This window comes from Arthrobacter sp. TmtSoilC77, assembly GCF_059739415.1.
The window spans coordinates 2972904-2985489 of record NZ_AP046050.1 but is presented as its reverse complement, the minus strand read 5'-3'; the positions used below and the strand labels follow the sequence as shown (position 1 = coordinate 2985489).

Annotated in this window: 7 protein-coding genes and 1 pseudogene; 4 read left to right on the top strand and 4 right to left on the bottom strand. The window is 62.7% G+C overall.

What is annotated here, in order from left to right; all coding sequences use genetic code 11:
* The first annotated feature begins 114 nt into the window (after window positions 1-114).
* From serA to metG, 4 genes are all read left to right on the top strand, one after another.
* Window positions 115-1710, top strand: coding sequence for a phosphoglycerate dehydrogenase (serA, locus tag AC6I99_RS13740; RefSeq protein ID WP_216923891.1), 1596 nt, complete (start codon window positions 115-117; stop codon window positions 1708-1710).
* Window positions 1711-1920: 210 nt separating this feature from the next.
* The gene (locus AC6I99_RS13735; RefSeq protein WP_224090847.1) at window positions 1921-4731 is read left to right on the top strand and encodes an FtsX-like permease family protein; all 2811 of its coding nucleotides are present in this window, start codon (window positions 1921-1923) and stop codon (window positions 4729-4731) included.
* Window positions 4728-5483: an ABC transporter ATP-binding protein gene (locus AC6I99_RS13730; RefSeq protein WP_224090846.1), complete on the top strand. Its 756-nt coding sequence runs from the start codon at window positions 4728-4730 to the stop codon at window positions 5481-5483. Before AC6I99_RS13735 ends, AC6I99_RS13730 begins: the two co-directional genes overlap by 4 nt.
* A gap of 103 nt (window positions 5484-5586) precedes the next feature.
* The gene (gene metG, locus AC6I99_RS13725; RefSeq protein WP_497944874.1) at window positions 5587-7146 is read left to right on the top strand and encodes a methionine--tRNA ligase; all 1560 of its coding nucleotides are present in this window, start codon (window positions 5587-5589) and stop codon (window positions 7144-7146) included.
* A 110-nt stretch (window positions 7147-7256) separates the two neighbouring features.
* On the opposite strand, the gene AC6I99_RS13720 is transcribed toward metG, so the two are convergent.
* From AC6I99_RS13720 to AC6I99_RS13705, 4 genes and pseudogenes are all read right to left on the bottom strand, one after another.
* Window positions 7257-9722, bottom strand: coding sequence for an ABC transporter permease (locus tag AC6I99_RS13720; protein WP_497961113.1), 2466 nt, complete (start codon window positions 9720-9722; stop codon window positions 7257-7259).
* 3 nt (window positions 9723-9725) lie between these two features.
* Window positions 9726-10520 (bottom strand): annotated as a pseudogene (locus AC6I99_RS13715) (ABC transporter ATP-binding protein).
* A 111-nt stretch (window positions 10521-10631) separates the two neighbouring features.
* Window positions 10632-11345 carry a response regulator gene (locus AC6I99_RS13710; protein WP_224090843.1) on the bottom strand — a complete coding sequence of 238 codons (714 nt, stop codon included), beginning with the start codon at window positions 11343-11345 and terminating at the stop codon, window positions 10632-10634.
* A 3-nt stretch (window positions 11346-11348) separates the two neighbouring features.
* Window positions 11349-12533: a sensor histidine kinase gene (locus AC6I99_RS13705; protein ID WP_497944876.1), complete on the bottom strand. Its 1185-nt coding sequence runs from the start codon at window positions 12531-12533 to the stop codon at window positions 11349-11351.
* Window positions 12534-12586: the final 53 nt, after the last annotated feature.

Sequence of the window (12586 nt, the reverse complement as noted above, 5' to 3'; positions counted from 1 at the left end):
GAATCCCTGTCCAGGTTCGATATTCTGGGCTGGTCCCGGCGTCGTGTCCGGGCCCGGCGCATCCGCTCCTTGTCCAGTACTGTCCCAAAGTTGTCCAAAGTAAGGTGCCACCCCGTGTCAGCCACCAAACCCGTCGTCCTCCTCGCTGAGGAACTTTCACCCGCCACCGTCGAGGCATTGGGTCCGGACTTTGAAATCCGCCAAACCGACGGCGCCGACCGTTCCCAGCTGCTGTCCGCCATCGCCGACGTCGACGCAATCCTGGTTCGCTCGGCTACCCAGGTTGATGCCGAAGCCATTGCCGCGGCGAAGAACCTTAAGGTCATCGCCCGGGCCGGCGTGGGACTGGACAACGTGGACATCAAGTCCGCAACGCAGGCCGGTGTCATGGTCGTCAACGCACCGACGTCCAACATCGTTTCAGCAGCCGAGTTGACGGTCGGCCACATCCTGAGCCTTGCCCGCCACATTCCCCAGGCTAGCTCCGCGCTGAAGAACGGTGAGTGGAAGCGCTCCAAGTACACGGGCATCGAACTCTTCGAGAAGAAGATCGGCATTATCGGCCTGGGCCGTATCGGCGCCCTTGTCGCAGCCCGCCTTCAGGGATTCGAAACGGAGATCCTGGCGTACGACCCCTACATCACCGCCGCTCGCGCCGCACAGCTCGGGGTCAAGCTGGTCACCCTTGATGAACTCCTGGAAAACTCCGACTTCATCACCATCCACATGCCCAAGACGCCCGAGACGGTGGGCATGCTCGGCGCCGACGCCTTCCGCAAGATGAAGGAAACGGCCTACGTCATCAACGTGGCCCGTGGCGGCCTGGTGGATGAGGAAGCACTCTACATCGCGCTGAAGGAAGGCCAGATTGCCGGTGCCGGCGTGGATGTCTTCGTCAAGGAACCCAGCACGGATCTGCCTTTCTTCGAACTGGACAACGTGGTCGTTACCCCGCACCTCGGCGCATCCACTGACGAAGCCCAGGAAAAGGCCGGCGTCTCGGTGGCCAAGTCCGTACGCCTTGCCCTCGCCGGCGAGCTCGTGCCCGATGCCGTGAACGTCGCAGGCGGTGTGATCGCTCCGGACATCCGTCCGGGCATCCCGCTGATCGAAAAGCTCGGCCGGATCTTCACGGCGCTGACCCATGCGTCGCTGACCCAGATCGACGTCGAGGTTGCCGGCGAGATTGCTGCGCTGGACGTCAAGGTGCTTGAGCTGGCTGCCCTGAAGGGCGTCTTCGCCGATGTCGTCACGGAGCAGGTCTCCTACGTCAACGCCCCTGTCATCGCAGAGCAGCGCGGAATCAATACGCGTCTGATCACCACACCGGACGCCGAGGACTACCGCAACGTCCTCACGATCCGCGGTGCGCTCAGCGACGGTTCCCAGATCTCCGTTGCCGGTACGCTGACGGGACCCAAGCAAGTTGAGAAGCTGGTTGGCGTCAACGGCTACGACGTGGAAATCCCCATCAGTGAGCACTTGGTGGTGGTGGCCTACGCGGACCGTCCCGGTGTCATTGGCACCATCGGCCACATCCTGGGCATGAACAACATCAACATCGGCGGCATGCAGGTTGCACGCCAGACCGAGGGAGGCCAGGTGCTTGCGCTCCTGACCATCGACAGCTCTGTTCCGCAGCAGGTCCTGGAAGCCATCAAGGCGGGCATTGGCGCCGATATGGTCCGCGAGGTGGACCTGGAGGACTAGGACTGCTCCTCATCAGCCAACTTCGCGTGCCGGGGACACACCACTGACACGCAACGGTGGCCGGTCTGCTTACAATGGCTTGGTCCGGGATTCGGACCCGGCAGCAGGCCGGCCACTACTTTTTGCACATAGAGCCCGGGATTCCTTTGTGTTTTTCAAAGATTCACGGAGCATGTGTGCGCGCCCGCAATCAAGGTCTCAGGGAGCCCAATGAACGCCGTCCAAAGGTTCATCAGAAGCCGTGTGCTGCTGCTGACCGCGGCCATTTTGATCGTCGCGATGTGCTTGTCCGTCCTAGTCCAGAGCCAGTCACAGGCCGCTCTGAACAGGACTGTGGATGAGAACTCGCGGGGACTCTACGACATCCTGGTCCAGGCAAAGCCGGACCCCTCACAGGACGGGGACGGCGGTGCACTGATCCAGCCGGAAATCGCCAATGGGCAGGGCGGCATCAGCTTTGAGCAGCTCGAGAAAATCCGCACCATGGGCCAGACGGCGGTCGCTGCTCCCATCAGCCTCGTTTCGCGGGTTTCGCAGAACCTCGAGGCTCCGCGCCTCAATGCCATGGACTACCTTGGGTACAACGCCGGCCTTGCCGGTGGCATAACTGCAGGGGACCCCTCGGCCATGGATTCCAGCAAGTGGCCAGCAGCTGAATCCGTTTTGTCCGACACGCCCAAGAAGTACCGGCTGACGGCCTCCGCCACCAGCTCCGATGGCGTCAACCAGCAAACCCTTTTCAAGACGAGCGCCGAAGGGACCCTGGGCAAGGGCCGTCTGATCCAGGAACAGGCTGCCGGTGGTTCGAATGTCCGGATCGCAGGTCCGGACGGCGAGACCGGAATTAAGTTCCCCGCTCCGGCACTCGGCTCGGAGCACAACCTCTTCAATCTTTCGGTGGCACTTCCATTGGCGCCGGAGGTGACTGAGTCCGTCGTCGCCGTCGACCCTGCCTCAGAGAGGGCGTTGTTGGGCTCCGCAGGTGATTTCCTTGCACCCTTGGAAAAGGCTCCGCCAGCGGACGCGCGCAATGCGGGCGCTATTGGCCGCCATTTCGAAAGTCTCTTCACCAGCGGCCTTAGCATGGACCAGCTTGAAGAAGGACCTGATTTCCTTGGTGTGAAGCTCAAGTACTGGGCTCCCCTGATGACGCAGTACCAGCAGGCAAAGCGCGACGGACTGCTGACCGACGATTCCCAGGCCATTCCGCTGATTGTTCGCTCGGGGACGTCCCTGGACCTGAAGTACTCGGTCAAGATCGAGGAAATAGACAACAACGGCAAAGTGGTCAACGAAGTCGGCACTGTAACGCGGTCCTTGGACAAGGACTACCTGCCGTTCGTTTCCAAAGCCCCGTTTGCCCTTGAATGGCCGGGTTCAACTGACCACAGCCAGCTCCTGGGCAGTACTGCCTCCTTCAGCCAGGGGCTTTACAACCCGGCCACATGGAGTACTGCTTTCGCTGCAGCCCCGAAGTACAAGGAGGGCGACGAAGCCTCCAATGGTGCTTCGGACAAGACAGCAACGCCGGGGGACTGGGTGACAGTCAACCGCCTTCCTGAAAAGTCGTCCTTTGGCGCAGCCGTAGACCAGACCCAGCGCAAGCCTGTGGACGAGCGCTCCTACCGGGAAGACCTGGAAACCGGAAAAAAGCCCGCCACTCCCATGCCGATGGTGTACGGCACGTTTAATCCGGCAGACGTTCAGGCCGCAGCCGGTGACGTTAACAAGCTCCCATTGGGCGGCTATGACCCAGCTCCGATGACACTGAGCAAGGATGCCGAGGGCAAAGACGCCGATGACACTGTCCTGAAGCCATCACTGAGCGCCACAGGTCTGGTCAGCCAGTCGGCCGGCGCCATCACTGACTATTACGGCCTGGCCGCAGCCCGTGGCTATGACACCAACGCCGACGTCATCGACGCCATCCGCGTCCGCGCCAACGCCACTGGAACGTGGAAGCAGGCGCAGCCGGAGGTCGAAAAGCTGGCCGCCCAGATCCGTGAACTGGGCCTTGAAGCGACCGTGGTGGCAGGTTCCGCCCGCGAAGACGCCAATATCTTCGTCCCCGGATACAGCAAGGACGACGCCGGCAAGGAGTCACCGCTGGGCACAGTCCAGCAGTCGTGGGTTCGGCAGGATGCCGCTGACGCCGTTTCGGGTTCGCTGACAGGCACAAACATCACCCTCCTCTTCCTGACGCTTCTGGGCGCCACGCTACTGACTGGTGCCTCGACCGTCAGCTACATCCGGCAGCGCCGGAGCGAAGCAGGCATCCTGAGGGCAATGGGCTGGACGCAGAAGCGCGTCAGGTCCTGGGTGCTGGAAGAGTTTGCCGTGGGCGCGGCTGCCTTGGCCGCCGCGGGGATCATTTTGAGCCTGCTCAGTTGGAACCTTGCCACTGTGATTGTCTCGGTGACCATGCTCATCATCTACAGTGGCGCTGCCTTGCTGGCTGCCCAGCAGTTGCGCCACCGCGTGGTGGTAGACCAGGAACCCCAGCATGATGAACGCCTCGTCACTGTTGATTCGCCCCTGACGTTCGCCAACAGGCAGCTCACCACCAACCGGTTCAATTCTGTCTCGCTGGCCGTGGCTGTGGGCGTTTTCGGTGCCGCAGTGGGGGCCTTGATCGCACTGTTGATCGACATCCCCCGGGCAGCAGGTGCCAGTGCTTTGAGTGGGCTGGCGGCCGCGAGCATTGCTTTGCCAAGCGTGATCCTCGCCGTGTTTGGTGTGGTTGTGGGTCTGCTGCTCACACTCGTGACCGGGCGGTTCGAGCTCCACGCCAAGCGCGAGTATCTGGGCACTTTGCGTGCCATGGGCTGGAACCCGGACATGCTGGGCCAGGTCCGCTTCTTTGAAAATGCACTTGTCGGCACCGTGGCGCTTCCCTTGGGCGTCCTTGGTGCCCTTGGACTGGGGCTGCTCCTTGCTCCGTACGCAGCACTCTGGGCCGGGCTGGCCGGACTGCTGGCCGTAATTTGCTGGATTCCGATTGCAACGAAAGTAGTCAAATGACTGACAACCTCAACCCCGAGCTGACGGCGACCCCGGAATCCACGGACGAGTCGCTGCAGACCCGCGCCAACACCATTGTCCGGGCGTCCGACCACGCGACACCCTTGGAGCTTAGCCGCGTCACCATCCACTACGGCGGAGACAAGGGCGGCGCCGAGGAAGTCGACGTCGTGGATGACTTCAACCTGACCCTGCACGCAGGCGAGATGCACTGCATCGCCGGCCGAAGCGGCTCGGGCAAGACCAGTATCCTGACCGTCAGCGCCGGACTGACCCTGCCGACGTCGGGCACCGTGTTTTGGGAAGGCCAGTCCCTGGCGTCAATGGGCGACGACGAGATCGCCGACAGGCGCCGTGCCTTGATTGGCTACGTCGATCAGGGCGGCGCCTTGATCGACGGCATGAGTGCCCTCGAGAACGTGCTGCTGCCCGCCGTGCCTGATGGAGAAGTGGAACAGCGCACGGAGATGGCCAAGGACCTCCTGGACCTGGTGGGCCTCGGACGCCGCATGCGGCACCGTCCCGCCCAACTGTCCGGCGGTGAGCGCCAGCGTGTGGCAATCGCGAGGGCCCTGATCCTGGGAACCCGCGTACTGGTGGTGGATGAGCCCACCGCCAGCTTGGACCGTGCTGCAGCCAACCGCATCATCGGCATCCTGAAGGACACAACCAACGATGGCATCGCTGTGCTCGTGGCTTCACACGACCACGAACTGGTCCGGCTCAGCGATACGCTGACCGAACTGAACTAGTCCGCAAGACTGCTCCTTCGCCGGGATATCCGGCACAGACCGGACCGGCCGTCATTTGCGGCCGGTTCAGTCATTCCATCCGAAAAAAAGGTAACTTCTTAGAGTGACGTCTGCAGAGAAATCCCCGTTCTACATCACCACGGCCATCAGCTACCCCAATGGCGTGCCTCATATCGGACACGCCTACGAGGTCATCGCGACTGATGCCATGGCGCGGTTCAAGCGCCTCGACGGCCATGAGGTGTTCTTCATGACCGGCACGGACGAGCACGGGCTCAAGATGCAGCAGTCGGCCGAGAAGGAAGGCATTACTGCCAAGCAGCTCGCGGATCGCAACTCGGCGGCGTTCAAGCAGATGAGCCAGGACCTGGGAATCTCCCATGACCGTTTCATCCGCACCACGGACCCGGACCATTACACGGCGTCGCAAGCCATCTGGAAGAAGATGGAAGCGAACGGTGACATCTACTTGTCCAAGTACGAGGGCTGGTACTCGGTCCGCGACGAAGCGTACTACGTCGAGGACGACACCGTTGTGAAGGAAGACGGCCTCCGGTACTCGAAGGAGACGGACACCCTCGTCACCTGGACTGCCGAGGAGAGCTACTTCTTCCGCTTGTCCGCTTACCAGGAGAAACTCCTGGCCCTCTATGAGGCCCAGCCTGAGTTTGGTGCGCCGCAGTCCCGGTTCAACGAGGTCATCAGTTTTGTGAAGCGTGGGCTTGAGGATCTCTCCATCAGCCGCACTACCTTTGACTGGGGTGTCCCTGTTCCGGGCGATGAGAAGCACGTCATGTACGTCTGGGTGGATGCCTTGACCAATTACCTGACCGGTGCCGGGTACCCGGACGTGGAGTCCGAGTCCTTCAGGAAGTTCTGGCCAGCCGATGTCCACGTCATCGGCAAGGACATTTCCCGTTTCCATGCGATCTACTGGCCGGCCTTCCTCATGAGCGCAGGCCTGGCATTGCCCAAGCGCGTCATGATCCACGGCTTCCTGACCAACAACGGCGTGAAGATGTCCAAGTCCCTGGGCAATGTCGTCGCCCCCCAGGACTTCGTGGCGCAGTACGGGCTGGACCAGTGCCGCTTCTTCTTCCTCCGGGAAGTCCCGTTTGGTGCCGATGGCAGCTACAACCACGAGGCTATCGTGGGCCGCATGAATTCGGACCTGGCCAACAACTTCGGCAATCTTGCCCAGCGTTCGTTGTCCATGGTCGCGAAGAACTGTGAGGGCAAGGTTCCTGTCCCCGGAGAGTTCACGGCTGAGGACAATGCCTTGCTTGCCAAGGCCGGAGAATTGCTGGCTACCGCCCGGGGCGCCTTTGACAAGCAGGAGTTCAGCCGGGCCCTGGAGGCTATCTGGACAGTGCTTGGCGACACCAACGCCTACTTCGCCGAGCAGGCCCCGTGGGTGCTGCGGAAGACCGACGTCGAGCGGATGAATACCGTGCTTTACGTCACCCTGGAAGTTGTCCGCATCGTGGCGATCCTCGCCCAGCCGGTGATGCCTTCCTCGTCCGCGAAGCTTCTTGAGGTGCTCGGACAGCCCGAAGGCGAAGCCAGGCAGTTTGCTGCCATCGCAACGCCGATCGTCGCGGGAACTGAACTTCCCGCTCCGACGCCGATCTTCCCCCGCTACGAGGAACCAGCCGAGGCATAACGTTCTCTCACATAACAGCCATTAACGAGAATTGCTCTCTCACTTCCTCCCACTCGGTTGAGGGAAGTGAGAGAGCAATTCTCGTATGGCGTGATGATGTGAGAGAAGAATTAGGCCGTGGCCAGACCCTCCACAGGCGACAGTCGTGCTGCCCGATGGGCGGGAATCACGGAGGCCAGCAAACCAGCCACTACAGCGACGCCGAACACGGCCAGCAGTTGCAGCCACGGTACGGCGGGAACCACATCTGCGACGCCGCCAAGGGTAGCTTGCGCTCCCAGCCAGCCGTAGACAATGCCGATGCCCGCACCGAGGACTGCGGCCACGCCAGCTACGAGGACTGCCTCGATCGCGAGCATTCCCCGGAGTTGGCCCTTCGTCTGGCCCAGTGCCCTCAGCAAGGAGTTCTCCCGCGTTCGCTCAAGTACGGATAGCGACAACGTGTTCGCCACGCCGATGAGTGCAATCACCACTGCCACCCCCAGCAAGCCTGTGACCACCAGCAACAGGACATCGATGATGCTGTTGAAAGTCACGCGCTCGATGGCCGCGCCGCTAACAGTGCGCTCGTGCACGCCGAGGGCGGAGGCAATCTCCTTCTGAATGGCCTGAACCTGTTCGCTGGACACAGAGGCGGCGAGCTTCACCCACACCATGCCTGGCGTTTCCGGGAGGGCACCCGCTGTGATGCTCGAGCTTTCCACGAAGGCCGGGATGTGGCGGGTCCGCAGGACTTTCGCGTCGAGAGACGCTGTGCCGGCCGCCGTCGTGATGGTCGCGCGACCTCCAGCGGAGTCCTCGGGCAGGTAGACCGTGCCTGGGCCCGGCTTCAGGTTGTTGTCGCGGAGGATGGAGGCAGCATCGGCCGACGAGAGCGAATAGACGGTCCTCCCTCCGTCGGGCGTGGACTCGGCGAGGGTCCCAACGGCCGGTAGGAGGACCGCATTGCTGACCCCGTCGAGTGTCTTGATACGCGAGATGGCTTCTGCTGGATCGGCTGAACTGTCTACCGCGGTCATGGCAGCGAGATCCACAGGGTAGTTCTCGGCCAGCGTTGCATTGAACGCTTGCCGTGACGTTGCGGCCCCGGTCATCATCAGCGAAACCAGCGTTACGCCGATCAGCAAGGCAGCGGCAGTCGCCGAGGTACGTGCCGGGTTGCGCGTCGCGTTGACGGCGGCGAGCTTGCCGGGCACCCCTGCGGGGGCGGCCAAACGGCCGGCGAAGGCCACCACTGTGGGAATGAACAATGAGGAGCAGAGCAGAATCCCGACGAAGGAAACCGCGCCGCCAAGCAAAGCAACCAGCAATGAGACCGTGGTGCTGCCGAAAATCAACAGTGATACGCCGCCGATCAGGGCAATCAGGCCCAGCGCCAGCCGCACTTTTCCTCGACGGTTGCCAACAGTCGCGTCTTCGCCGGGCCTCAGCGCAGCCAGTGGAGCGACCGATGTAGCCGCCTTGGCGGGGACGAGGGCCGCGACGACGGTCAGCAGGGTTCCGGCGACCAGCCCGGCGATGATTGCCGACGGCGGTATGGCCAGAGTGGCGAACGCTTGCTCTGGTTGTGTCTTGGCCCAGGCGACCAGCCCGGTCATCAGGCCCATCGCAGCCAGGACACCCAGAATCGATGAGACGAAGCCAACCACGAGGGCCTCCAGCATGACGGAGCCGCGGATCTGCGAGCGGCCTGCACCCAGGCAACGTAGCAACGCCAATTCGCGGGTCCGCTGTGCCACCAGCACGGAGAAGGTGTTCGCCACCACCAAAGTGGAGACGAGGATGGCCACGCCGGCGAAGGCGAGCAGGACGATGGTCAGTTGGTCCTGACCGGCGCTGAGCATGGCGACCGTGGAGGTGACCTTCTCCTGGGCCGTTTCCAGGACAGGCGCGTCGGCACCTGCGGCTTCCATGCGGTGTGCGATGTACTCCTTCGCTGCGGGGACGTCTTCGCCGGGTTGCAGGATGAACTGCAGTCCCGAATATCCTGCTCCGGCATCCTGCACCGCGTCCAGGACAGACTCCGAAGCGACAAGCTGGGCCGCCGAGGACGAGAACGGATCGTTCGTAGCTTGAATCAGGCCGGTAACTGTCACCTTGGCAGTCTTGACGGATCCTCCACCGTGCAGCTCGAGCGTACTTCCAACCGTGAGTCCGAGATGCTCTGCTGTCTTGACGTCGATCACGGCTTCGAAGGGTTGCGACGGCATGGAACCTGAGGACAAGGTCGCGCCCTCCAAGGGTGAGGGCTCCGTATTTCGGAGCCGTCCTACCTGCTCACCGCCACCGGCCACGAACGTCACGTAAGTGGAGCGTTCGGCGTAGTGGTCCTTGACTGCGGGCGCGGACCTCGCGGCATCCACCGCTGCCTGGCTGAAGGCCTCGCCGTTCTTGGATGTAGCAATAAGATCCGCGTTACGGTAGGCCTCGCCGATACTCGCGCCAAGCGAAGCATTGGTGCTCGCGCCCACCATCAGCGTGGCGGAGAGGAACGCAACGGACAGCATCACGGCGAGCCCGATTGCGACGAATCGTCTGAAGTGCGTCGTCAATTGGGAGAGAGCTACGCGCAGCATGCCTTAAGCCCCCAGCTTGCCGAGAGCCGTCAAAACTGATTCGGCTGTGGGCTTCTGGATCTCGCCCACCAGACCGCCGTCGCTCATCAGCACCACGCGGTCGGCAAAGCTTGCGGCGACGGGGTCATGGGTCACCATGATGATGGTCTGCCCCATCTCCTGGCTGCTGCGACGCAGGAGCGCAAGCACTTCGCCGCCGGCTTTGGAGTCCAAGTTGCCGGTGGGCTCGTCACCAAACACGACGTCGGGACGCGTCAGTAGGGCTCGGGCTACGGCGACACGCTGCTGCTGTCCGCCTGACAACTCGTGGGGTCTGTGCTTCAACCGGTCCTAAAACCCGAGGGTGTTGACTACGGTATCCAGCCACCCGGCGTCGGCGGTTGTTCCCGCTAAAGCGAGCGGCAGCGTGATGTTCTGCTCCGCTGTCAGTGTGGGCACCAGATTGAAGGCCTGGAACACGAAGCCAATGCGCTCGCGTCGAAGGGTGGTGAGTTGGCGGTCGTTGAGCCCGGTGAGCTCCGTGCCGCCCAGGACGATCCGTCCGGAGTCCGCCGTATCAAGGCCGGCGAGGCAATGCATGAGCGTGGATTTGCCCGATCCTGAAGGTCCCATGATTGCCGTGAATTTGCCTGCGTCGAAGCCCACCGATACCTCGTTCAGGGCCATGACACGGGTATCGCCGCGTCCATAGGCCTTTGTCAGCGCGAAAGCTTCAACGGCCGTGCGTGGCCTGGCTGCATCGGCTTCAGCGGGGCGACCGTTACCTGCTGGGTGGGGGAGAGGCGTGAAAGTTGTCATATTTTCACGGTATGTGCCGGGGATGCGCCGCTGGATCCGGCCACGGACCCATTCCGGGCAAGTCCAGCTCATACCGTGGTCTGAGGCAGGTGATCACGTGGTGGGGCGGAGCTAGCTTCCTGGGGCGACCACGCCTGTCTCGTAGGCGATGACCACCACCTGCACACGGTCCCGCGCTCCCAGCTTGGCCAGGATATGGCCCACGTGGGTCTTCACGGTTGCCTCGGAAAGGAACAGTCCTGCGGCGATCTCCGGATTCGACTGCCCCTGGGCGATCAGCTGGAAAACCTCGCGTTCACGGGCAGTGAGGCGTTCGACCGCGGCGGCGTGTCCGCTTTGTTCCGGCGTCTGCTTTCTGAGCAGGGGAGCCACATGCTCCAGCAATCTCCGAGTGGTGGATGGGGCGATGACGGCGTCGCCACGGTAGACCGTTCGGATGGCCTCCAGCAGTTCCTCTGGCGGAGCGTCCTTGAGCAGGAACCCGCTGGCGCCGGCCTGGATTGCAGCCAGGGCATATTCGTCGAGGTCGAAGGTGGTGAGGACCACGATTTTGACCTCCGCCCGCTGGGAGCCCGAGGGCTGGGTGGCCGCCTGTTCCAAAATGCGTCTCGTGGCTTCGATGCCGTCCATACCTGGCATGCGGACATCCATGAGGACGACATCTGCTGTGACTGCGTTAAGAGCCTGGATTGCCTCGATTCCGTTGCCTGCCTCTGCCACCACCTGAAGATCGGGTTGGGAATTAATCAGCATGCCGAACCCCGAGCGGACCAACTGTTGGTCATCGACGAGCGCCACCCGGATGGGTGCGGCGAGTGCAGGCATGGCTTAGGCCTCCGAATAGGGAATGAAAGCGGACACACGGAAACCGCCGCCTGGCAAGGGGCCTGCGGTCAAGGAACCATCGTAGAGGGAGATGCGCTCGTTCATGCCCCGCAGCCCGTTTCCCCCACCTGCGGCGGGCGGATCAGCTGCGGCGCCCCGACCGTCGTCGACGATGTTCAGCTCTAGACCGCGACTCTGCCACGTGAGCGTCACGCTCGCTCCGGCGTGGGGTCCTGCGTGCTTCATGATGTTGGTGAGTGCTTCCTGGATGATCCGGTAGGCAGTGAGTTCGGCTCCGGCAGGAAGCGCCCGGCGAGGCATGCCAAGCTCTTCGAAGGAGATCTGCAGCCTTGCTGCGCGGAAACCCAGCAGAAGTTCATCGAGATCGGAAAGCCCCGGTTGGGGCCTTGTCGGTGCTGCCTCATCCGAGCGCAGCACGCCGAGCAGCCTTCGCATCTCACCGAGGGAGTCCCGGCCCGTGGCGGCGATGGTGGCCAGCGCTTCGGTGGCCAGTTCCGGCTTGGCGGCGGCAGCGTACCGGGCACCATCGGCCTGGGTGATGATGACGGACAGAGAATGCGCCACGATGTCGTGCATTTCCCGGGCGATGTGGGAGCGTTCATCAGCTGCGGCCAGCTGGCGCTCCTGTTGCTGTTCGATTTCAAGGCGTCGGGTCCGGTCCTCAAGGGCCTGGAGTTGGAGCCGTCGAACGCGGGTAAGATCGCCGAGCGTCCAACTGACCAGCACCAGCATCCAGATAAGGACTGTGTAGAGGGCCCCAATGGTAAGGCCCATGATGCCGGACTCAGCGGGGCTCGAGTATTCGCGCGTAGTGAGCATGACGCCGCCCAGCAAGCCAAGCAAGAGGACCGTCCGGCTTGCCCATGCCGGCCCGTAGGCGGCCGTAGCGTAGATGACCAGCGGAACTGCAATTTGGCCAGCCACCGGTTCCGCGCCTACGGCCCACTGGATCAGGCACACCAAAACCACGACGGCGGCAGCCACCACGGGACGTGTCCTTCGCCATGCCAGGGGCAACAGCAGGCCGCAGGAGAAGAAAAACAGCAAGGGGCGGTCGGCCATGAGATAGACAGGTCCGAACAAGAGGACCAGCAGGCACGTTGCCGCCATATCTACCTTGAAGCGGTTGATCCGGAACCATTCGTATATCGCGTGCCTTCTATCCACGATACGACTCTATGTGCTGGGTTTGGGCCCGGGCGTCATGCCCTGGTCTGATT

Excerpts from the sequence above, each read along its gene's own strand:
- AC6I99_RS13710 (WP_224090843.1), bottom strand. The coding sequence starts at position 11,345 with ATGCCTGCACTCGCCGCACCCATCCGGGTGGCGCTCGTCGATGACCAA.
- AC6I99_RS13720 (WP_497961113.1), bottom strand. The coding sequence starts at position 9,722 with ATGCTGCGCGTAGCTCTCTCCCAATTGACGACGCACTTCAGACGATTC.
- AC6I99_RS13735 (WP_224090847.1), top strand. The coding sequence starts at position 1,921 with ATGAACGCCGTCCAAAGGTTCATCAGAAGCCGTGTGCTGCTGCTGACC.
- AC6I99_RS13730 (WP_224090846.1), top strand. The coding sequence starts at position 4,728 with ATGACTGACAACCTCAACCCCGAGCTGACGGCGACCCCGGAATCCACG.